The following is a 21,898-nucleotide window of genomic DNA, read 5'->3' on the forward strand; positions in this document are numbered from 1 at the left end:
CGGCCCGGCGGCGGCCGTCCGGGCGGCCGCGCGCTGGCGCCGGGAGCCCGTCCCGCCCTCCAGCAACCGCGCCCAGAGCCGCCGGACGGCGGGCAGGTCGCCCGTCTCCTCCAGCGCGGGCGACACCAGCTCCACCAGCCGCCGGGCGAGATCGGCGGCCGGGACGGACCGTCCGGGCCGCGGATCGACGGCGGGACCGTCCAGCCCGTACCGCGCGGCCGACCAGACCGCCGCCGCGCACACCTGTTCGTCCAGCTCGGGGCCCTCGCGGCCCGCGGACAGCTCGCGCAGCGCCGTCAGGACGAGTCCGCGCGTCAGAGCCGCCAGCAGGACGGCGTCGTCCACGGCCGGAACGGCGTCGGCCGCCCGCAGCTCCACGGTGGGGAAGCGGGGCGAGGGGCGCACCAGCCAGAACGACATGGACGCGTCGACCAGAACGCCGCACTCCACCAGCCGCTCCACGGCCCGCCGGTAGTCGGCCGCCGAGGTGAACCTCGGCGGCACGCCCGACCCGGGGAAGTGCGCCTGCTGCATCATCCGCCAGCTCGCGTAGCCGGTGTCGCGGCCGTCCGCGAAGGGCGAGTTCGCCGACAGCGCCAGCAGGGTGGGCAGCCAGGGGCGCATGTGGTTGATCACCGCCACGGCGGTGTCCGGGTCGGGGACGCCGACGTGGATGTGGCACCCCGACACCTCGTAGTCCGTCGCGACCTTGGCGTAGAGCCGCCCGATCCCGGCGAAGCGCTCCGCGTCGTTGAGGGAGCGGTCACCCGTGCCCGGTAGCGCGGCCGTCCCCGACGACACGGCCATCGCCCCCGCGGCCCGCGCCGCCCGCGCCACCAGGTGGCGTCCGGCGGCCAGGTCGGCGCGCAGGTCGTCCAGCGAGCGGCAGACGCCGGTGACCGCCTCCACCTGGCTGGACGCCAGCTCCTCGTGCAGTTCCACCGAGGACGGGGAGTCCGCGATCCGCGCCCGCCGGGCGTGCCGCAGGACGTCCCTCCCGAGCGGGACGGTCCGCGCTTCGGTGGGATCTACCAGGAGAAACTCCTCCTCCGCCCCCATGGTGGTCATAGCCGGGATGCTTCCCCTTCTGATCCACTCCAACCGGGATGGCGGGGACGGGCCCGGCCGGGCGCGCTAGCCGAAGACCCCGATCCCGTTGGCGACAGGGCGTTCGCGGCCGTCCGACGGCGTGTTCCGGACCGTCGCCGTGTGCTCGCCCGGCAGGCGGAAGGCCAGAGTGGACGATCCGCCGCCGTCCAGGAGCAGCGCGTCCCGGGCGCCCAGACGGCGGAACAGCGCCGCCAGCCCCGCCGCCGTCTCGCCGGAGCCCGTCTCACGGCCGCCGTTCACCACCAGCAGATCCATGCGATGACCGCCCCGGGCCAGCCCCGCCGCGGTGCGCGGACTGCGGGAACGCGCGTCCAGCCCCGGCGCGGGCTCCCCGTCGCGCAGCAGCGGCAGGCCGCCGATCGCCTGCCGGAACCGCACCGAGCCGGACAACGCCGACGAGATCCGGAGCCTCTGGCCATGGTGGAGCGCCCGCAACGCGGTCGCGCCCTCCTCACGGCCGAGCAGCAGGTCCGCACCGGGCGGCAGCGCCCCGCCGGGATCCGCGGTGCCCGCCACCTTCCCGTCCCTGACCAGCACCGCGGCGGTGGCGTGGGTGCAGGGCGCGGCACGGACGAAGTCGTTCCCGCAGAACGCGCGGGCGCGCGAGGCGGGCCCCCACGCGGAGGTGTAGAGCCCGACGCCCCCGACCGGCAGCGCGTACTGGTTGAGGCCGCGCAGGCGGATCGTCCGGCCGCCCGCGCGCACCGTGCCGGTGAGGGAGAGGCGGCCGACGCGTCCGACGCCGCGCCGGTCCACGCCGATCACCGCACCGGACGACCCGGGCGGCGCCGTGGGCCCGAACCGCTGGCCCGCCGGGACGGCGGCGCGCACGGCCCGCCCGTCGGCCACCTCAGGGCCGTCCGGTGCGAAGGTCGCGGGCACGCCGCGATGGACGCGCTCGGAGATGTCGAAGAAGTCTCCGTTGACTCCCGCGACGGCGCGCGCCCGGTTCGCCATCTCCGACACCCGCGCCCGCGCCTCGCCCGGCGATGGGCGCAACACCCCGATCCGGGCCCGGTCCAGGTCGATCTCCAGCAGCGTTGCGCCGACCCGGCCGTCCCGCAGCTCCCGGGCGACGACCCCGGGCGCGATCCGCAGGACATGGGCGGGCGGCGCGGCGGGCACCAGGGCCAGCACGAGCGTGATCCGCGTCAGCACCCGCCCATGCTCGCGCAAGATCACCCCGAACCCCGCCGACGCGCGGATCCCGGCAACCATCTTTTCCGGTGGCCGGGAGGGAACGCGCGCGACCGCGTGCCGACCCCGCTACCGGTCGCCCCGGTAGAGCCGGGCGATGATCTCCTCGATGCCGGTCTCGCGCAGGGCGATGTCGCGGATCTCGTAGCGGGCGGCGAGCGCGGCCACCACCGACGCGGCGTTGGCGCCGTCCGGCAGGCGGAGGGTCTGGCGCGGGCCCTCGACGTCGGTCACCGGGACGCCGTCCAGCTCGACCGGCGGTCCCGGGGCGGCCAGCTCGACGACCAGCTGCCGGTCCGCGCCCGCCGTGCGGCGCAGCGCGGCCAGGTCGCCGTCGAACGCCGTCCGCCCGTGGTCGATGATCAGCACGCGCCGGCAGAGCCGCTCGATGTCGCCGAGGTCGTGCGTGGTGAGCAGGATCGTGGTGCCGCGTTCGGCGTTCAGCCGGGCCAGGAACCCGCGCACGGTCGCCTTGCTCACCACGTCCAGGCCGATCGTCGGCTCGTCCAGGACCAGCAGCTCGGGGCCGTGCAGGAGCGCGGCGGCCAGGTCGCCGCGCATCCGCTGGCCGAGGCTGAGCTGCCGGACGGGGGTGGCCAGGAACGGCTCCAGCTCCAGTAGCGCGGTCAGCTCCGCCAGGCGGGCCCGGTAGGCGGTTTCCTCCACCCGGTACAGCCGCCGGACGAGGGTCAGGCTGTCCTTCAGCGGCAGGTCCCACCAGAGCGTGGTGCGCTGCCCGAACACCACGCCGATGCGGCGGGCCAGCGCCGTCCGCGACCGGGACGGGTCGAGCCCGGCGACCCGGACCCGCCCCGAGGTCGGGGTGAGGATGCCGGTCAGCATCTTGATCGTGGTGCTCTTGCCCGCGCCGTTCGGGCCCAGGTATCCCAGGAACTCGCCGCGCGGCACGGTGAACGACACCCCGTCGACCGCGTCGAGCGTCGTCCGCTCGCGGCGCAGCCGGCCGCGTGTGCGCCTCCGGAGGGTGAAGGTCTTGGTCACGTCCGTCATCTCGATCACCGGTTCCCCCGTCCTCAGCTTCCGGTCGAGCGGTAGTGGCGCAGGCCCGTCCGCCACGCCAGCGCCGCCGCCGCGGACAGCGCCGCCCCGACGGCGGGCGAGGCGAAGCGCGTCCAGCCCGGCAGCCCCAGCGGGTCGGGGCGGTCCAGCACGTACAGGGCGGGCTCCCAGTTCACGAACGCCAGCGGGACGACGAACGTCACGCCGCGCACGAAGTCGCGCGCGAACAGCGTCATCGGGTACTGCGTCAGGAACGCCCCTCCGTAGGTGATCGCCTTGGTCGCCCCGTGGCTGTTGAGCAGCACGAACTGCACCGCGGCGCACAGCACCCAGAGCGCTCCGAAGATCACCGTGCCGGACGCCGCCATCAGCGGCACCACCGCGACCCGGCCCGGCGTCCAGTCGATGTCCAGCCGCGGCAGCGCGAACGCCAGCACCAGCACGGGCGGGACGATCCGGCCGAACCGGCGCGGCGTGAAGTCCTCGGTCGCGATCTGGACCAGCGGGCTCACCGGCCGCACGAGCAGCACGTCCAGCGTCCCGTCCCGCACCCGCTCGCCGAGCCGTTCGGTCGTGCCGAGCACGATGTCGGACACCGAGAACGACAGCGCCGACGTCCCGTACAGGAACAGCACCTCGGCGGAGGTGAACCCCGCGATGCGCGGCGCGCGGGTGAACAGCACCAGGATGCCCATGATGTCCAGGCCGGCCGTGACCATGGTGCCGAGCGCGAGCAGCGCCACCGACACGGGGTACTGTCCGGCGGCCCGGACCCACGTCCAGGCGAGCAGGCAGTAGGTCGTGACCACCCGCGCCGGCGCGGCGGACGTCTTCGCGCCGCCGTCCGGGACCACGCCCTCACCGACCGTCCCGTCATCGGCCGTCGCGTCACCGGCCGTCGCGTCACCGGCCGTCGGGTCGCTAACCACCCTGCGCCTCCAGCCTGCGCTCGGCGGCGCGGGTCAGCAGCCCTCCGGCCGCGAGCAGCGCGGCGGCCCACCCCGCCTGGAACGCCAGCCCGGACAGCAGCGCGCCGCCTGCGCGCCGCCCGAGGAAGACGTCGGCGGGCACCTGGATGAGCCCGGAGCATGGCAGCGCCCGCGCCAAAGCGCCGAGCGGCTCCGGGAACGCCACGAGCGGCACGATCATCCCGGAGAGGAACAGCGACAGCACCAGCGTGACGGCCTGGACGCCGCGCTCGTCGTGCGTCCAGAACTGCGACAGCGTGATCAGGTAGCGCAGCGCGAAGCTCAGCAGGACGGCCAGCGCGACCGACACCGTGAACGCCGCCGCCTCGCCCGGGCCGGGCAGCCGCATCGTGAAGAACAGTCCGCCGACCAGCATCGGCGGGAGCCCGCGCAGGGCCAGCGTGGACACGGCGCGGCCCACGTCGTCGGCCAGCCACCACGCCTGCAGGTTCACCGGGCGGTGCAGGTCGATGGCCACGTCCCCGGAGCGGATGCGCTGGGCGAGCTCCATGCCGCCGAAGATCTGCACCGGCCCGATGAGGGACTGGGTGAGGAAGGAGTAGGTGACCGCGTCGGCGGTGTCGTACCCGCCCAGCCCGGGACGGGCGTGCCAGAGCGCGATCACGATCCCGGCGCGGACGACGCCGAAAAACGAGTTCGTGACGGCCTCGGCCATCGAGCCGAGGGGATAGGCGGAGTACCGTCGCAGTGCGTACCAGGAGACCCACGGAATGACGCCCACTCGCCAGGAGCCTAGGACGCGCCCCCCGCAACGCTCCAGCGGTTTTCGCGGCCGGGACCGGACCCTCGCGCGCCGGCCTCGCTAGGTGCCGAGCATGTGGTGGCGGTAGTCGCTGGGCGCGATGCCGTAGGCGACGCGGAACAGGCGGCTGAATGCCGCGGCATTGGTGAAACCCCAGTCGGCGGCGATGGCCCGGACCGGCCTGTCGCGCAGTTCCGGGGAGGCGAGGTCCGCGCGGCAGCGCTCGAGCCGGCGGCGCCGGATCGACTCCGCCACTCCCTCCGGCTCGTTCTCGAACAGCGTGTAGAGCGTCCGCAGCGAGATGTGGTGCCGGTCGGCGATCAGGCGGGGCGTCAGGGCGGGCTCGCGCAGGTGCCGGTCGATGAACCCGTTGATCTGGCGGAGCAGCGCATGGGCGCGGACCTCGGGGGACGGCGTCCGCTGGGTTCCGAGCTGCTGCGCGAGGCTCGCGGCGGCCAGTTCCACCGCCACCTGCCCCAGCGCGGCCAGGCTTCCCCGGCAGGTGTCGGACCCGTTGGCGGTGAGCGAGAGCAGGAAGTCCGAGAGGACCGCCGCCAGCCCCTTGTCGGTGGTGGCCCGCCGAGCCAGGAACCGGTCGACCTGCTGGGAGGGAAGCGGCATCTCCGTCTTGGGGATCTGCAGGACGACGACCTCTACGTCGCGACCGTCCAGCCCCGAACGGGACTCGTAGGGCCGGGAGGTGTCCCAGAGCGCCATGTCCCCGGGGTGGAGGACCGCCTCGGAGCCGTTCTGCGCGAACCATGCGGTGCCCTTGAGGACCAGCCCGAGCTGGTACTGCCGCGGGTCCCGCTCACGGATCATCCTCGGCGTTCGGCGGGAGTGGAGCGGCGAGTAGGTGAACCTGGCCACGTGGACCGCGCCCAGGGCGAGCGAGGCCCCTTCGGCGCGGAATCCCTCGGCGTCCGCGGGGCGGAGCTCCGACGGCATCAACGTGCGCGACACCACTTCGGCGAACCAGCGGGCCCTGTCCGCGATCGAGCCGGCTGCGGCGAACTCGCCGCCCTGCCCCAAGGGGCCCCCGTCTGCCGCAATGCGCACGCGAGGCACCTTACAAGATCACTCCGGCTTCGCGCCGCGGGACGAGGGAGGGCCGGTCCAGCGGCTTTCCGCCGCCCGGAGAACGGCAGGGCCCCGGGATTCGTGCGTCCCGGGACCCTGAGGCGTCCGCTGAGTGGAGCCGGTCCTGGGGGACCGGTCTACGGGAGCGGGGGCTTTCCGGTCGAGTAGATCCAGGTCTGGAAGAACGGGTTCAGGTCCTGCCCGGAGACCTTGTTCGCGAGCGCCACGAACTGCTCGGTGGTGGCGTTGCCGTACCGGTGCGCCGCCGCCCACGTCCGCAGCAGGGTGAAGAACTTGTCGTCACCGATCTTCTCGCGGAGCAGCTGGAGCACGGTCGCGCCGCCGCTGTAGACGCGGTCGTTGAACATGGTGTCGCGCTGCGGGTCGGCGATCTTGACCGACCAGTACGGGTCGTCCGGCTTGTCGGGGAACGGGTAGGAGTTGTAGATCGTCCGGACCCGGTCGTGGACCGTCGCGCCGCCGTGCTTCTCGGTCCAGTAGTACGCCGACCAGGACGCGAAGCTCTCGTTCAGCCAGATGTCCTTCCAGCGCGCCACCGAGACGCTGTCGCCGAACCACTGGTGGGCGAGCTCGTGGGCGATGGTCGAGGTGCTCCGGACGGCCGAGTAGACCGGCTTGCTCTGCGTCTCCAGCGAGAAGCCGAGCGGCTTGCCGTTGTACACCGCGTTGTCGGCGATCGCCCCGGTCGTCTCGAACGGGTACGGCCCCCACGTCTTGGCCCAGAGGTCGGTGGCCTCGGCGGTGGTGTCGGTGAAGAACTGCACCGCGTTCGGCTGGCTGGTCTCCAGGACGGGGTCGACCGCGACGTAGTTGTTCAGGCCGCCCGGCGTCTTGGACTGCTTGACGTCCCACTTGCCGATGTCGATGGTCGCCAGGTAGCTGGCCATCGGCTTGTTCTCGCGCCACCGGAACGTGCCGGCCCGCGTGGCGGCCTCGCGGCGGCTGAAGGACGCCATGCCCTCGCTCCGGCCGGCGGGCAGGCCGTTGGCGACGACCGTCAGGCCCTTCGGCACGGTCACCGTGAAGTCGTAGGTGGCCTTGTCGCTCGGGTGGTCGTTGACCGGGAACCAGGTGGACGCGCCGTTCGGCTCGTCCCCGATGAACGCGCCGTCGGGGGTCTTGAGGAACCCGTAGGGCGAGCCGAACACGATCGGCGAGCCCACGATGGTCTGCGGGACGCCGCCGTAGGTGACCGCGACCCGGAAGGACGAGCCCTTCCGCAGCCCGTGCCTCGGCTTGATCTTCAGCTCCTGGCCGCGCCGGTGGAAGGACGCGCGCTGCCCGTCCACGACGACCTTCGCCACGTCCATTCCGGACAGGTCGAGGTCGAAGGACGACAGGTTCCGGGTGGCCCGGGCGGTCATCGTGACCGTCCCGTCGAGCTGCCCGTAGTCGGTGTCGTAGGCCAGCCTGAGCGAGTAGTGCAGGGCGTCGTAGCCGCCGTTCCCCTCCAGAGGGAAGTAGGAGTCGCCCACGCCCTCCGCGCCCGGGGTGAACCGGGTGGGGGAGGCGGCGGAGGCGGCGGGCGCGAACGCCACCGCGGTGACGGCGGCGAGCGCCAGCGGGAGCAGGCGGCCGGGAGTCCGGACGGTCGGGACGAGGCGGGGGGAGCGCCTTGCCATCGGGTGATCCTCTCCCTTGGGGATGGGTGAAGATCACGATGCCCCGAGGTGGGACGAAAGTCGATAGATGTTCCTTTATCGGACCAATCGCCCGCCGAGTGACAACCGCGACGACCCCTCGCGCGTCCGCCGGGCCGCGCCGTGCCGTGCCGTGCCGGGCCGGGCCGCGCCGCGCACCACCGGCGTCGTCGGCCGCCCCGTCGGGAGCGTTCGTCCGGGAACGGCAGAAGGCCCCTCCGGGTGTAGGACGGAGGGGCCTTCGCCGCGGGACGGCCGTGGGGGCGACCACGGCCGGTGGACCGGTCCGCCGGGCCGGTCGTGCTACCGGCCCGGTGGGGCCGCGGACCGGCCCGGAGCGCTCGGAGCCGGACGGCCTAGTGGAACTGCGACTCCTCGGTGGAGCCCTTCAGGGCGGTGGTGGAGGAGTCCGGCGAGATCGCGGTGCTGACCATGTCGAAGTAGCCGGTGCCCGACTCGCGCTGGTGCTTGACGGCGGTGAAGCCGCGCTCGACCGACGCGAACTCGCGCTCCTGCAGCTCGACGTAGGCGGTCATGCCCTCGCGGGCGTAGCCGTAGGCCAGGTCGAACATCCCGTGGTTGAGGGCGTGGAAGCCGGCCAGGGTGATGAACTGGAACTTGAAGCCCATGTGGCCGAGCTCGCGCTGGAACTTGGCGATGGTCGCGTCGTCCAGGTGCTGCTTCCAGTTGAAGGACGGCGAGCAGTTGTAGGCGAGCATCTGGTCCGGGTACTCGGCCTTGACCGCCTCGGCGAACTTGCGGGCCTGCTCCAGGTCCGGGGTGCCGGTCTCCATCCAGATCAGGTCGGAGTACGGCGCGTACGCCTTGGCGCGGGCGATGCACGGCTCGATGCCGTTGCGCACGTGGTAGAAGCCCTCGGAGGTGCGCTCGCCGGTGATGAACTCGCGGTCGCGCTCGTCCACGTCCGTCGTGATCAGGGTCGCGGCCTCGGCGTCGGTCCGCGCGATGATCAGGGACGGCACGCCGGCGATGTCGGCGGCGAGGCGGGCGGTGTTGAGCGTCTTGATGTGCTGCGAGGTCGGGATGAGGACCTTGCCGCCCAGGTGGCCGCACTTCTTCTCGGAGGCCAGCTGGTCCTCCCAGTGCACGCCCGCGGCACCGGCCGCGATCATGCCCTTCATCAGCTCGAAGGCGTTGAGCACCCCGCCGAAGCCGGCCTCGGCGTCGGCGACGATCGGGGCGAGGTAGTGGACGTCGCCCGAGCCCTCGCTCCACTGCACCTGGTCGGCGCGCAGCAGCGCGTTGTTGATGCGGCGGACCACGGCCGGGACCGAGTTGGCCGGGTAGATGCTCTGGTCGGGGTAGGTCTGGCCGGCCAGGTTGGCGTCGGCGGCGACCTGCCAGCCGGACAGGTAGATGGCCTTGAGCCCGGCCTTCACCTGCTGGACGGCCTGCATGCCGGTGAGCGCGCCGAGCGAGTGGACGTAGTCCTCCTCGTGCAGCAGCTTCCACAGGCGCTCGGCGCCGAGGCGGGCGAGGGTGTGCTCCTCCTGCACCGACCCGCGCAGCTTGACGACGTCCTCGGCCGTGTAGGTCCGCTCGACGCCCTTCCACCGCTCGTCGGTGCTCCACTGCGCCCGCAGCTCGTCCGCTGCGCCCTTGAGGCGACCTTCGCTCATCGTTCTTGCCCTTCCATAAGCCCGGGACGGAACGGACCGGACGGGAACCGGCCGTCCCGGGGATGTCGTCCCCTGGGTGCTTGCCACGACTATGCCCCGGCGGGACACGCCCGAGAGCGTCCCAAGAGGCGAAACTTCTGCGGAATTTTCGCTATCATGAAGCGGTGACGACCTTGCGGCCAGAAGAACCCCTTAACTTGACGAGTGACGTAGATCTCGTCACCTTCGGGCAGCGGCTCCGCCATCTCCGGCGCAGCCGCGGGATGACGCTCGCCGACCTGGGGGAGAAGGTGGGGCGCGCGCCGTCCCAGCTCTCCCTGCTGGAGAACGGGCGGCGCGAGCCGAAACTGTCGCTGCTGCAGGCGCTCGCGGGCGCGCTCGAGGTGCCGATCGAGGAGCTGCTGCGCCGCCAGCCGCCGTCCCGCCGCGCGCAGCTGGAGATCGCACTGGAGGAGGCCCAGCGCGACCCGGTCTACCGGTCCCTCGGCCTGCCGCACCTGAAGGTCGGCAAGCGGATGCCGAACGAGATCCTGGAGCACATCCTCGCCCTGTACGGGGAGCTGCGGCGCTCGCACACCAAGCCCACCGCGTCCCCGGAGGAGGCGCGCAAGGCCAACGCCGAGTTGCGCCGCCAGATGCACGAACGCGGCAACCACTTCGGCGACATCGAGCGCGTCGCGGCGCAGACCCTCGACGCGGTCGGCTACCGCAGCGGCGCGGTCTCCCAGGGCATGCTGATGGGCCTGGTCGGCCACTTCGGCTTCAGCCTGCAGTACGTCCGCGACCTGCCGCGCTCGGTCCGGTCCATCACCGACCTGCGCAACCGGCGGATCTACCTGGAGCGCGAGCAGCTCGGCATGCACACGCCGCGCACGATCCTGCTGCAGACGCTCGGGCACATCGCGCTCGACCACGACCAGCCCCGCGACTTCGCCGACTTCCTGCGGCAGCGCGTGGAGGCAAACTACTTCGGCGCGGCGATCCTGATGCCCGAACGGGCCGTCGTGCCGTTCCTGACCGAGGCCAAGCAGGCGCGCGAGCTGTCGGTGGAGGACCTGGCGGACGTCTTCTCGGTGTCGTACGAGATGGCCGCGCACCGGTTCACCAACATGGCCACCCACCACCTCGACCTGCAGCTGCACTTCACCAAGAACGACGAGAACGGCACGATCTACAAGGCGTACGCCAACGACGGCCTGGTCTTCCCGCAGGACGAGGACGGCGCGATCGAGGGCCAGCGGATGTGCCGCGAGTGGGCCGGGCGGCACGTGTTCGGCGCGGCCGACCGGTTCTCGGTCTACTACCAGTACACCGACACCCCCAAGGGGACGTACTGGTGCCTGTCGCACATCGACCCCTCGCACGAGCGCGACTTCGCGATCACTCTCGGCGTCCGGTTCGAGGACTCGCGCTGGTTCCGCGGACGGGAGACGACCAACCGGGTGAAGTCGGCGTGCCCGGACGGCGACTGCTGCCAGCGCCCGCCGCGCGAGCTGGCCGAACGCTGGGAGGGCATGGCCTGGCCGTCCGCCCGCGCGCACTCGCACGTCCTGTCGGTGCTGCCGCCCGGCGCGTTCCCCGGCGTGGACGAGGCCGACGTCTACACCTTCCTGGACAAGCACTCCGCCGAATAGCGGCGGCCACGTGCCCGGACGCCCGCCGGACCCCCTTGACACGGGGGACCCGGCGGGCGTTTCGTCGTGTGACTCCACCCACCTGTTACCCGCGGTAACGCCCGCAGGTGCTACCGTGGGTAACACGCCATATTGGAGGAAGGGTCAATAACGATGTCGGACACCGAGGCGACGCCGTTCTCGCTGGACCTGAGTGAGGACCTCACCGAGGTCCGGAGCTGGGTGCACGAGTTCGCGCGCGACGTCATCCGCCCCGCCGCCGAGGAGTGGGACGAGCGCGAGGAGACCCCCTGGCCCATCATCCAGGAGGCGGCCAAGGTGGGCCTGTACTCGCTGGACTTCTTCGCCACCCAGTGGCTGGAGCCGACCGGCCTCGGCATCCCGGTCGCCTTCGAGGAGCTGTTCTGGGGCGACGCGGGCATCGCGCTGTCGATCGTCGGGACCGGCCTGGCCGCCGCGTCCGTCGCCGCGACCGGCACCCCCGAGCAGATCGCCGAGTGGGTCCCGCAGATGTTCGGCACCGCCGACGACGTCAAGCTCGGCGCGTTCTGCGCCTCCGAGCCCGACGCCGGCTCCGACGTCGGCTCGATCCGCGCCCGCGCCGTCTACGACGAGGCCAAGGACGAGTGGGTGCTGAACGGCACCAAGACCTGGGCCACCAACGGCGGCATCGCCGACGTCCACGTGATCGTCGCGTCCGTCCACCCCGAGCTCGGCAGCCGCGGCCAGGCCAGCTTCATCGTCCCGCCGAACACCCCCGGCCTGCGCCAGGGCCAGAAGTTCAAGAAGCACGGCATCCGCGCCTCCCACACCGCCGAGGTCATCCTCGACGACGTGCGGATCCCCGGCGGCCTCATCGTCGGCGGCAAGGACAAGTTCGACGCCCGCATCGCGCGCGTCCGCGAGGGCAAGAGCGCCAAGGGCCAGGCCGCGATGAAGACCTTCGAGACCACCCGTCCCACCGTGGGCGCGATGGCCATCGGCGTCGCCCGCGCCGCCTACGACTACGCCCTCCAGTACTCCACCGAGCGCGAGCAGTTCGGCCGCAAGATCGGCGACTTCCAGGCCATCGCCTTCAAGCTCGCCGACATGAAGTGCCAGGTCGACGCCGCCCGCCTCATGGTCTGGCGCGCCGCCTGGATGGCCCGCAACGGCAAGGAGTTCACCAGCGCCGAGGGCTCCATGGCCAAGCTGATGGCCTCCGAGGCCGCCGTCCGCGTCACCGAGGAGGCCATCCAGATCCTCGGCGGCAACGGCTACACCCGCGAGTACCCGGTGGAGCGCATGCACCGCGACAGCAAGATCTTCACCATCTTCGAGGGCACCAGCGAGATCCAGCGCCTCGTCATCGGCCGAACCATCACCGGCCTCCCCGTCCGCTAGATCTCTGACCTGCACGAACACCCCTCTCAAGTGCCGAGAGGCGGGTGTGGGGACGACCGGCCTGAGACCCTGCAATCGGGGTCCTCGGGCCGGTCGTTTCCGTGATTGGGGTTCGATTGGGGTTGACGCCCTCTCCCCAACCGCTCGTGATGCACGTGCACGCCGCCGCAGTCAGGCCATGCCAAATGCGAGCGACCCGTCCTGGGGCTGGCTGCTAGGCGGTCAGGTCCCACGAGATCGGCCCGTCGGGGCCGTCCACCCAGACCGTCTGTGTGTGGCCGTCGGTGCGGATCCTGAACTGCTCCTGAGGAGGGCTGCCTGCCTCACGCCACAGACCGACCGCCGCCTCGACGTTGTCCCACAGCCTGACGGGCCCGGCTTGCCGGACGGTCCACCCACCACCGGGTTCGGGGGTGAGGGCCGCGACGGATTCGGTCGTGGTGTCGAGGTAGTAGTGGACGAATGGCCCGCCGTCGCGGCTGATCGTCTCTTGCCGAGCGGTGGGGATGGCGAGCTGGACGACGAAATTGCTCGTCCAGTCCTCGCGGATGTCGTGACCGACGGCCGTCGGCCGCGGGGTGGCGTCGGCGAGCATCTTGAACGCGGCACTCCGCTGCTTGCTGGTAATGGGCTCGGGTGCCTGCGGGCGGGCGATCATGAAGGAGACCGTCCCGGGCAGGAACCGGCCTTCGGCCCGCTCGTCGTCGCCCATCTCCAGCAGGGCCAACCCGTAGCCACCGAGCCATCCGGCCAGCGTGACCAGGATCCGGCCGCCGGGGCGGGTCTGGTGGAGCCAGGGCCGCGGGATGTGCCGGACGGAGCAGGTCGCGACCAGCCGGTCGTACGGTGCGTGCTCGGGGACCCCGTTGAGACCGTCCCCTACGACCAGGTGCGGGGCGCGTCCCGCCAGCTTGAGCGCGGCGGCGGCGTTCGCAGCGATGCCCGGGTCGAACTCGATCGAGGTGACCTGCTTGTCGCCGAGCCGCTCCGACATCAGCGCCGACGAGTATCCGGTCCCCGTGCCGATCTCCAGCACGTTCATGCCGTCCACAACGTCGAGGTCTTCGAGCATCCGCACGACCAGGCCAGGAAGCGTGGACGACGACGTCGGGTCGCCCTGGACCGGCTCGGCCACGTCATGCGGTGTGACATGCCGGTCAGTCGGAGACACCAGGGTCCGGTCGAGCTGGGTCACCAGGGTCTCGTCCCGGTAGGCCAGTTCGAGCCACTGCTCCGGGTCCTGTTCCTTGCCGACCGGTGCCCACAGGGTGATGCCGCCCGGGCCGTCGGTCCACCGGAAAAACGTCGGGACGAACAGGTGCCGCGGGACCCGCTCGACGGCCTGCCGCCATTCTGGCGAGCGCAGGTTGCCTGACTGTTCGAGGCTGTCGGCGAGCGCGCGCCGCAGCTCGGCGGCCCTCACGTCGTTGTCGGTCATGCATGTCTCCGTTCGAGGAGATCGGCGAGTGCGGCTGTCATGGGCTGGTCGGTTTCGTCCTCGAGCCAGGCCCATTGGCCGTTGGGGTTGCACTCCAGGAACACGGGTGTGCCGTCGGGGTGGAGTGCGAAGTCGAAGGCGCCGAACACCAGGCCGAACCGCTTGAGGTACGCCGCGATGCGATCGGCGAGGCCGGGCGGCGGGTGGCTGGCGGTGTAGGCGAGGGCGTCGTAGTCCTGTCTCCAATCCAACAGGTCGCCGGAGTCGATCCGCACGCAGAACACTCGGTCGCCGACCATTGTCACCCGGAGGTGCCCAACGGCCGGCACCTTAGTTTGGAACAGGTGCGCGGTCGCGCGAATGGATTCGTCGAGGTCGGCGGGGTCGACTTCGGTGACCCACACGGTTCGGGCCTGGTCGTCCTGCCGGTACGGGCTTGCTCGCAGCGGCTTGTAGACGATCGGGCCGTGCTCGGCGGCGAACGCGCGCGCCTGGTCGGGCTCGTTGGTGATCAGCGTCGGCGGGATGGTGAAGCCGAGGTCCGCGGCGGCGGTGAGCTGTGCGGGCTTGTGCTCGGCGTCGGCGATGGCGTGCGGATGGTTGACGTACAGGCAGTTCGGGAGTGACGCCAGCACACCACCGAGCCCGAACCGTGCTTGCAGCCTCGCGAACCGGGCGTCCTGCTCGTCAAGACCGGGGAAGGTGAATCCGCGCGGGCGCCGGTAGTACAGCGACCGCGCGGATTCGAGATTCAAGCAACGCGTGGTGGTGGTCAGGCTCCCGTGTAGGCCGTCGCCGTCGATCGTCGCGGAGAACGTGAGCGCCTGCGGGAACTCGGCGGGATCGAATCGCACGACGGGCACGCCCCGCCTGTTGAGCTCTGCGACGACCATGTCGGCCGTGACGTCATGGGGTTTCGTGACCACCACCACGGGACGGGGCGAGGCCATCAGTCCTGCTCGCTGTCCTGCGAGTGGTCTTCGTCACTGCCGCTTCCGGCTCCGTCGCCCTTGTTCGTGGCGGTCGACTTCTCCGTGGCCACGTTGGACCTCTTGTGCTTGGCGTCGATGAGTTCGCCGTCGGCGGCGGCCCCCATCTGCGTGGCGGGGTCGATGTGTGTCGCGATGGCGCCGACGACGCTGGTGCTTTTGTAGGGCGCCATGCGGCGCAGGCCCCACGGGCGCATCGCGGCGGGCGGAGCGAACTGGAGGGCGTCCATCGGGATGCGGTCGGCGTTCTGGAACACGTGCCGCTCCTCTGCGCGTGACGGCTTGGTGACGTGGTGTCATCAATACCGTGCGCCGACTTCCCGGAGAGGTGAAGGCACGCCAGGTATCACTTGTCGGATACGGCCCGACGCCGAGTGATATGCGGTGTAGCAGTCGGATCGGTCGTGGCTGCTCAGCGGTGGGGCGCAGTCCCCAGGATCGTGGCGAGCTTGCGGAACCGTGAGGCGGCGGGATGGGTGTGGCCGACCCGCCGGGCGATCACGTCGGGCAGGGCCTGCTGCCGCGCCCATTCGGGATGGGCCGTGCACACTTGCAGCAAGGTGTCGAGCGACCGGTCCCATTGCCGCAGGTCGCACTGCGCCAACGCGACGTCCAGCATCAGACGGTTCCGGGCTGCCGGGTGCAGCGCCGACTGGTCTTCGATCCGGCTGTAGGTGCTGAGGGCCTGCGCTGGGCGCCCGGTGGACACATGGATCCCCACCGCCTGCGCCTGGACCACTGACGGTCCGAAAGCGGTGCCGTTGACGGTCACGTCCCGTCCCATCCGCGTGGCGACCGCCAGCCCCTGGGAGAGCAGGTCGTCCGCCTCGGCGACGTTCCCCCGGCGTGCGGCGACCACGGCCGCGAAGGTGACGTGCCATCCGTAGGTGGCGAGCAGTTGGAGATCACCCTCGCGGTACGACGGTTCGATCATCTCGTACGAGGTGGCCGCCGTCGCCGCGGCCTGGTCCAGGCGGGCGTCCCGCAGGTACACCCACGACCGGCCGGACGCCACCATCGCCGCACGCACCGGGTCGCCGGCCTGCTCGGCCTGGGCCTGCGCGTGGCCGATCGCCGCGTACGCCAGATCCCGGGCCCCGAACTGGTTCGCGACGTAGGCGGCCAGACGATGTGCGTCGGCCATCATCACACGCGCAGGAGATTCCTCTCCGGTCGGCCGATCGCGCAGCACCGCAGCGGCCTGCGGGAGCGACACCGCGACCATCGCCCCGGCTGTCGCGAACCGTCCGTCGCGGTACCGGTCCCACGCCGTTCGGAGGCCGGCCGTGACCTCTGGCGCGGGCGGCGGGTCGTTATCGATGTCGATTCCGGCCATGGTGTCGTGGACGGCTCGCGACAAGGCCCGGAGCATCGCCCGGTCCTCGCGCTGCATGGCCCGGCGAGGCTCCTGCTGGCCCAGAACCACCGACACGTCCGTGCCCAGGGCGGCGCAGATCCGCAGCAGCGACGGCAATCCGATCTGAATGCCGCGCTCCGCCTTCCGGATGGTCGCCACGGACAGGCCCGAGGCCTCCGCCAACTCCTCCTGCGTCAGGCTCTGCCCGCGCAGGATCTTCAGTCGCTCACCGGTCGAGTAGTCGCTCCACATGACGAGCCTCCCGGGCGCGCTCGGTCGCCGACACGACCATACGTCGCCGGCACGCGACGGCCCACACGCCGGACAGGCGAACCGCCCGCCGGCACGCGGCCGAGGGGCGGTTCGGGCGACGAGATCAGGGATTGTAGATCCAGATCTGTGCCTTGGCCGCTAGCGTGGCGACCTTCCGGTTCGACCCGGGAGGTGGTGCAGCGGGCCCGACCGCCGCCTACTCGGGCCGGTTTGCTCTCTCGTTCGAGGCCGCAGGGGTCAGCGGACGTCCACGTAGTCGTTCGCGGACGTGGCGAGCAGGCGTCCGTCGCCGGCGAACGCGACTCGCCAGGTGCCGTCGCGCCGGGCCGTGAACCGCGAGCTGAACCACCCGTAGCGGCTGGTCGTCCCGCTGCCGAGGCGGCTCCACGTCTTGGAGCCGCGCGCCTGGAAGTAGAACGCGATCTTGCGCTTGCCGAGGGCCTTCGGCAGCCCGAGACTGCCCCGGCCGTCGGGCTTCATCCAGTACAGGTAGCCGGACAGCTTGACCGTGCCGCCCTTGCGGACGGGCTCGGGCGCGGCGTCGAACATGTCGAAGCGCGTCGGGTAACGCATGGTCAGGGCGCGGGGGACGCTCACGCTCGGCCGCGTCGAGTCGGTCAGAGCGACCCGGGCCTGCCAGTCGCCGTCCCCGGGTGACGGGGCGACGCACCGGCGGATCCAGCCGTCGTCGTCGGAGACGCCGCAGCCGTTCTGCCGCGTCCACGTCGTGCCGCCCTTGGGACGGAAGTACAACGCGACCGCGTTGTAGAGGCCCGCGTCCGGCTCCCACCTGGTCGTCTTCCGCTGGATCCGGATGTCGGCCTCGACCCATCCGCTCGAATTCTGCTCGAGGCGGACGTTCATGTCGGTGACGCGGGTCTCGTACCGGACGTCGTAGCGGATGGTCGGGACGCGGGCGACGGAGTAGAGGTCGCTGAAGAGAGCGGCGTCCACCACCGACGGGGCGACGGCGACGGCGTTGGACCGGAACCGCCCGTCCGGGTCGGTCCGGACCGTCCCGGTGTAGCAGAGGTCGCCGTTGCGGCACTCCGTCACGATGACCCCGACGCCGGCGACGGGCCGGCCGTCCTGGCGCCGCACCCGCCCGGTGTAGGCGAACTTGGTGCCGTAGCCGAGGACACGGGCCGATGGCGGGTCGAGGGTGACGATCGCCGGAGCCTTCGCCCCCGCCGTGATCTTGAGCAGCGGCGACCAGCCGTCGTTGTACCGCGTGGGCTGGGAGGAGGCGTACTGCGCGGCGTAGGAACCGGCGGACTTCAGGTGGCCGGACAGACTGAACCGGCCCTCGGCGTCCGCATGGACCCTGCCGACCTCCAGGAAGTTGTCGCAGCCGCGCATGCACCGGACCACCACCAGCGCGTCCCCGACCGGACGCGGCGTGGCCTCGTCGGTCACCACCCGGCCGGTGAACGTCACCTCGTCGTGGTCGGCGTCCACCTGGTCCCGCGAGGCGCGGAAGTCGGCGACCCGCGTCTTCGTCACGGGTGCGGCATGCGCGGCGGGGACGATGACGAGCGCCCCCACTGATCCGGCCGCCAGGGCCATTGCGGGCAGGGCAAGACGCATCGCTTCACCGATCGCGGGGGAGGGAGGGTCCACCAGGATGGCGATCTCCGGCCCCCCCCGGTCAAGATCAACTAGGGCCGGTGTCCGCCGCGTTCGTGCCGGTTGTGATCCGTCGTCCTCGGAGGGGCCGGGCTCGGGCTTGGTCCTGGTACCTCGAATCGAGTTAGTATCCGGGGATGGTTCGACTCTCGCCCAATGGGGTGCTGGGGCTGTGGGTGACGTTCACCCTCGGGGTTCCCTTCCTGCTGATCTCGATCGCCGCGCGCGACCTGCCCGCCGACGTCCTGACGTGTGCCCGGTTCGCGCTGGCGGCCGGCACGCTGGTCGCGGTGACCTGGGTGCGGCGCGGGCGGGGCGAGGCGCTCGGCGCGCCCGCCCGGCTGCTGTCGTCCCGGCCGGTCGAGGTGGTGGCGGTGGGGGTGTGCAGCGCCGCGCTGCCGTCCGTCCTCATCACGATCGGCGAGCACCACGTCCAGACCGGGTTGACCTCGCTGCTGCTGGCGACGACGCCGATGTGGATCGCGCTCGGCAACCCGCTGCTGTTCCCCGCCGAACGGCTCGGCGCGCGGCGGGCCCTGTGCCTGCTGGTCGCGCTGTGCGGGACGGCCCTGACGACCGCCGCCGACGGGACCGGCGGGCCGCTCGTGTGGTCCGCGCTGCCCTTGGCCGCCGCGCTCAGCTACGCCGCGGGGAGCCTGGTCGTGCGCTCGCGGCTGCGGGACGTCGACCCGTTCGCGCTCACCGGGGCGCAGATGGCGGTCGCGGTCGTCGTCACCGCGCCCTTCGCCGCGACGCACCTCTCCGCCGTCCGGTGGGGGGCCGGGCCGTGGGCCGCGGTCCTGGCGCTGGGCGTCCTCTGCTCGGGGCTGGGCTGGCTCGCCAACACCGTCCTGGTCCAGCGGGTGAGCGCGGTCCAGGCGTCGCTGGTGTCGTTCGCCGCGCCGGTCGTGTCGATGCTGCTCGGTACGATCGTCCTCGGCGAACGCCTGTCGGCGCTCCAGGTCGGCGCCGCCGGGCTCGTCGTCGCGGCCATCGTGTCGTTCGGCCTGCCGTCCCGCCGGCCGGGCCCGCACCGGGAGGTAGGAGCCATCCTCGAACTCGCCATCCTCGGCTTCCTGGCCGAGGACCCCCTGCACGCCTACGAGCTGCGCAAGCGGATCAGCAAGCTGGTGGGGCACGTGCGGCCGGTCAGCGACGGCTCCCTGTACCCGGCGCTCCAGCGGCTCCGCCGCCGCGAGCTCGTCACCCGGACCCCGGCGCCCGGCGAGGGCGGGCCCGCCCGCCAGGTGTTCGCGCTCACCGACGCCGGACGCGTCGAACTGGAGCGCCTGCTCACGCACCCCGACGACCTGGACATCACCGACCGCAACAAGTACTTCGTCATCCTGGCGTTCCTGCACCTGCTGCCGGCGCCCGCCCAGGCCGACATCCTCCGCAGGCGCCTGGAGTTCCTCGAAGACCCGCGGCGCGGGTTCTTCCTGGTCGAGGACCGCCCCCAGCGCGAGGACGAACTCCGGTCGCCGTTCCGCGCCGGCATCCAGCACATCGCCCGCACCACCTCGGCCGCCGAGCGCGCCTGGCTCGCCCGGACCCTCGACACGCTCCGCCTCGAACCGTCCTGACCCCGGGCCCTGGACGGCCGGAAGCCCGCCAGGCCGGCAGCCCCGGGATGAGGGCGCCGGCCTGGCGGGGGTGCTCGGAACGGGCGGGATCAGCCGTAGCCGATGCCCCAGCGGTCGCCGGCGGGACGGGCCATGGGAAGGGTGCTCGGGTCGCCGGTGGCGGGGACGAGGGGGCCGTCCGGGCGGAGGAAGTCGCCCTCCTGGCTGCCCGAGCGGAGCAGCAGGTCGCGCTCCTCGCGCTCCCAGACCAGGGGCTCGCCGGTGAAGGGGGCGACCTTGACGACGGTGAGCGAGCCGTCGACGCAGGGGCCGTCGTCGCCGCTGCGCACCTCGAACCCGTAGCTGAGCGACGTCCGGCCCAGCCGCTCGACGCGCAGCCGGGTCTCGACCACCTCGTGCCGCCACAGCCGGCGGCGGTAGCTGGCGGTGTAGTTGACCCTCGGCATGACGGGCAGGTGGTCCAGGCCGAGCCGGTGCAGCAGGGTCTGCTCGGCCGACTCGACCCACCGGATCACCGTCGAGTGGTGATAGTGCCCGGTGACGTCGGTGTCGCACAGTTCGACGCGCTGGAGCACGCTGACGCTGGACGGTTCCGCGGGCATTGTCGGCTCACCTCTTGGTATCGGGTTGGTGTCGGGCGGACGGTGGAGGGATCGCCTCGAAACTATGGCCGACATGCACGCAGTGCAAGGAGTCGATCACCGACGGTTTCGTGTGTCGCGGACATGGGTACACGTTCCCGGCTCGCCGGGCATGAGGGGGTTGCTTGTGTGCCGTAAGGTGGCCGCACGATGACCAGGGTCAACGGGTTCGGGGAACGGGGCGCGGGGCGCGACCCCGACCGCCGGCGCGCGCTGCTGGAGGCCGCCGACCGGGTGATCCAGCGGGAGGGGCCGGAGGCGTCGATGGCGGCGATCGCCGCCGAGGCGGGGATCAGCAAGCCCATCCTGTACCGCCACTTCGGCGACAAGAGCGGGCTGTACCAGGCGCTCGCCGGGCGGCACGCGCGCAAGCTCATCGAGGGCGTGCGCGCCGAGTTCTCCCGGGCGGTGCCGGTGCGCGACCGCACCCGCACCACCATCGACACCTACCTGGCGATGGTCTCGGCGAACCTGAACCTCTACCGGTTCCTCATGCACCGGGCGAGCGCCGAGGACGCCGCGACGCACAGCGCGATGAGCACGATGATCCGCGAACTGGGCCGGGCGCTGGCCGAGGTGATGGTCGCCGAGGGCGAGCTGGACGATCCCGTCCGCGCCAACATCTGGGGCCACGCGGTCGTCGGGATGGTGCAGACTGCGGGCGACTGGTGGCTCGACCACACCGCCGACGTGCCGCGCGAGACCGTCGTCGACAGCCTCGCCGACCTCATCCTCGGCGGCCTGCCCGCTGCGTCCGGCGGGCGCGTCTTCGAGGACTGAGCGCCCTGCCGGCCCCCTGCCGCCCCCTGTCGGCCCCGCTGTCGGTCCCTGCCGGTTCAGGCGGCGCCGGTGAGGTGGGCGTAGACGATGAGGTTGTCGCGGTAGGAGTGCGCGGCGCGGTCGTACCGTCCGCCGCAGGTGACCAGCCGCAGCCCGGCGTACCGGACGTCGCCGTACACGCGACTGCCCGGGAAGTCCCGTTTGGGGACCTGTTCGACGGCGTCCACCCGGAACACCGCCGTCCGGCCGTCCGAGCGCGCGACCCTCACCACCGCCCCCGGTCGCACCCTGTGCAGCCGGTAGAAGGCGGCGGGACCGCGCAGGTCGTCGTAGTGGCCGAGCAGGACGGACGAGCCGCGCGTCCCCGGCGCGGGGCCCGCCCGGTACCAGCCGACGCGGGAGGCCGCGTCGAACGGCGGGACCTGGACCGTCCCGTCGCGGTTCTGGCCGACCGGCATCACGGTCGCGCGGACGCCCGCGTCCGGGATCTCGACGCGTTCGGGGACGGCGGCGGGCAGCGCCGTGCCGTCCGGGATGCTCCAGAGGGCGCGGGGGCCGCCGAGGTCGCGGTAGTGCCGGGTCCCGGCCGGGGAGCGGACGCCGTGGCCGACGGCCAGCGCGCCGAGGACGGCGAGGCCCCCGGCGACCAGGTACGCGCGCTCGACCACGCGGCGCGGAGGTCAGGCCCGCCCGCGGGCGGCGCGCGTCCGCCTCAGGGCCGTCCCGCCGATCGCGGTGGCTCCGGCGAGCGCCAC

The 21,898-nt window shown here is 72.2% G+C and carries 19 protein-coding genes; 4 read left to right on the forward strand and 15 right to left on the reverse strand.

Annotated elements, in window-relative coordinates; all coding sequences use genetic code 11:
* The 8 genes from DZF91_RS37285 to aceA all read right to left on the reverse strand — a co-directional run.
* Nucleotides 1-1,068: carboxylate-amine ligase (locus tag DZF91_RS37285; RefSeq protein ID WP_117361732.1), on the reverse strand; the 1,068-nt coding region annotated here is incomplete at its 3' end.
* A 66-nt stretch (nucleotides 1,069-1,134) separates the two neighbouring features.
* On the reverse strand, nucleotides 1,135-2,268 hold the full coding sequence (locus DZF91_RS37290; protein ID WP_199487159.1) for a phosphodiester glycosidase family protein: 1,134 nt from the start codon (nucleotides 2,266-2,268) through the stop codon (nucleotides 1,135-1,137).
* A 108-nt stretch (nucleotides 2,269-2,376) separates the two neighbouring features.
* Nucleotides 2,377-3,327 (reverse strand): ABC transporter ATP-binding protein, encoded by a 951-nt coding sequence (locus tag DZF91_RS37295; RefSeq protein WP_407920972.1) that lies wholly within the window; start codon nucleotides 3,325-3,327, stop codon nucleotides 2,377-2,379.
* 14 nt (nucleotides 3,328-3,341) lie between these two features.
* The gene (locus DZF91_RS37300) at nucleotides 3,342-4,256 is read right to left on the reverse strand and encodes an ABC transporter permease (protein WP_328589272.1); all 915 of its coding nucleotides are present in this window, start codon (nucleotides 4,254-4,256) and stop codon (nucleotides 3,342-3,344) included.
* Complete coding sequence (locus DZF91_RS37305) at nucleotides 4,249-5,037, reverse strand: ABC transporter permease (RefSeq protein ID WP_117361734.1); 789 nt, start codon at nucleotides 5,035-5,037, stop codon at nucleotides 4,249-4,251. Before DZF91_RS37305 ends, DZF91_RS37300 begins: the two co-directional genes overlap by 8 nt.
* 81 nt (nucleotides 5,038-5,118) lie before the next feature.
* Entirely contained in the window at nucleotides 5,119-6,117 is a 999-nt protein-coding gene (locus DZF91_RS37310) for an AraC-like ligand-binding domain-containing protein (RefSeq protein ID WP_199487160.1), read from the reverse strand.
* A gap of 158 nt (nucleotides 6,118-6,275) precedes the next feature.
* Entirely contained in the window at nucleotides 6,276-7,781 is a 1,506-nt protein-coding gene (locus DZF91_RS37315; protein ID WP_117361735.1) for a M1 family metallopeptidase, read from the reverse strand.
* 374 nt (nucleotides 7,782-8,155) lie between these two features.
* Nucleotides 8,156-9,439, reverse strand: a complete 1,284-nt coding sequence (aceA, locus tag DZF91_RS37320; RefSeq protein ID WP_117361736.1) for an isocitrate lyase — start codon at nucleotides 9,437-9,439, stop codon at nucleotides 8,156-8,158.
* Between the two features lie 197 nt (nucleotides 9,440-9,636).
* Between aceA and DZF91_RS37325 the strand changes: the two genes are divergently transcribed.
* Both DZF91_RS37325 and DZF91_RS37330 read left to right on the forward strand, forming a co-directional pair.
* Entirely contained in the window at nucleotides 9,637-11,073 is a 1,437-nt protein-coding gene (locus DZF91_RS37325; protein WP_117361737.1) for an XRE family transcriptional regulator, read from the forward strand.
* Nucleotides 11,074-11,226: 153 nt separating this feature from the next.
* Entirely contained in the window at nucleotides 11,227-12,456 is a 1,230-nt protein-coding gene (locus tag DZF91_RS37330; RefSeq protein WP_117361738.1) for an acyl-CoA dehydrogenase family protein, read from the forward strand.
* Between the two features lie 214 nt (nucleotides 12,457-12,670).
* Here DZF91_RS37330 and tgmC read toward each other — a convergent pair whose 3' ends face one another.
* The 5 genes from tgmC to DZF91_RS37355 all read right to left on the reverse strand — a co-directional run bounded on the left by tgmC (nucleotide 12,671) and on the right by DZF91_RS37355 (nucleotide 18,016).
* The gene (tgmC, locus tag DZF91_RS37335) at nucleotides 12,671-13,894 is read right to left on the reverse strand and encodes an ATP-grasp peptide maturase system methyltransferase (RefSeq protein WP_117361739.1); all 1,224 of its coding nucleotides are present in this window, start codon (nucleotides 13,892-13,894) and stop codon (nucleotides 12,671-12,673) included.
* The gene (tgmB, locus tag DZF91_RS37340; protein WP_235834843.1) at nucleotides 13,891-14,826 is read right to left on the reverse strand and encodes an ATP-grasp ribosomal peptide maturase; all 936 of its coding nucleotides are present in this window, start codon (nucleotides 14,824-14,826) and stop codon (nucleotides 13,891-13,893) included. Before tgmB ends, tgmC begins: the two co-directional genes overlap by 4 nt.
* Nucleotides 14,827-14,843: 17 nt before the next feature.
* Nucleotides 14,844-15,140 carry a putative ATP-grasp-modified RiPP gene (gene tgmA, locus DZF91_RS37345; RefSeq protein WP_117361741.1) on the reverse strand — a complete coding sequence of 99 codons (297 nt, stop codon included), beginning with the start codon at nucleotides 15,138-15,140 and terminating at the stop codon, nucleotides 14,844-14,846.
* A gap of 155 nt (nucleotides 15,141-15,295) precedes the next feature.
* Complete coding sequence (locus tag DZF91_RS37350; protein ID WP_117361742.1) at nucleotides 15,296-16,492, reverse strand: helix-turn-helix domain-containing protein; 1,197 nt, start codon at nucleotides 16,490-16,492, stop codon at nucleotides 15,296-15,298.
* A gap of 258 nt (nucleotides 16,493-16,750) precedes the next feature.
* The gene (locus DZF91_RS37355) at nucleotides 16,751-18,016 is read right to left on the reverse strand and encodes a peptidase associated/transthyretin-like domain-containing protein (RefSeq protein WP_147341563.1); all 1,266 of its coding nucleotides are present in this window, start codon (nucleotides 18,014-18,016) and stop codon (nucleotides 16,751-16,753) included.
* A 260-nt stretch (nucleotides 18,017-18,276) separates the two neighbouring features.
* Between DZF91_RS37355 and DZF91_RS37360 the strand changes: the two genes are divergently transcribed.
* Nucleotides 18,277-19,722, forward strand: a complete 1,446-nt coding sequence (locus tag DZF91_RS37360; RefSeq protein WP_117361744.1) for an EamA family transporter — start codon at nucleotides 18,277-18,279, stop codon at nucleotides 19,720-19,722.
* Between the two features lie 89 nt (nucleotides 19,723-19,811).
* Here the strand turns inward: DZF91_RS37360 and DZF91_RS37365 are convergent, their stop codons facing one another.
* Nucleotides 19,812-20,324, reverse strand: coding sequence for an acyl-CoA thioesterase (locus tag DZF91_RS37365; RefSeq protein ID WP_117361745.1), 513 nt, complete (start codon nucleotides 20,322-20,324; stop codon nucleotides 19,812-19,814).
* A gap of 189 nt (nucleotides 20,325-20,513) precedes the next feature.
* On the opposite strand from DZF91_RS37365, the gene DZF91_RS37370 reads away from it, so the two are divergent.
* Nucleotides 20,514-21,143 carry a TetR family transcriptional regulator gene (locus tag DZF91_RS37370; protein WP_117361746.1) on the forward strand — a complete coding sequence of 210 codons (630 nt, stop codon included), beginning with the start codon at nucleotides 20,514-20,516 and terminating at the stop codon, nucleotides 21,141-21,143.
* A 56-nt stretch (nucleotides 21,144-21,199) separates the two neighbouring features.
* Here the strand turns inward: DZF91_RS37370 and DZF91_RS37375 are convergent, their stop codons facing one another.
* Nucleotides 21,200-21,811, reverse strand: a complete 612-nt coding sequence (locus DZF91_RS37375; protein ID WP_117361747.1) for a class F sortase — start codon at nucleotides 21,809-21,811, stop codon at nucleotides 21,200-21,202.
* Nucleotides 21,812-21,898: the final 87 nt, after the last annotated feature.

It is taken from the genome of Actinomadura logoneensis (assembly GCF_003428695.1).
GTDB lineage: Bacteria > Actinomycetota > Actinomycetes > Streptosporangiales > Streptosporangiaceae > Spirillospora > Spirillospora logoneensis.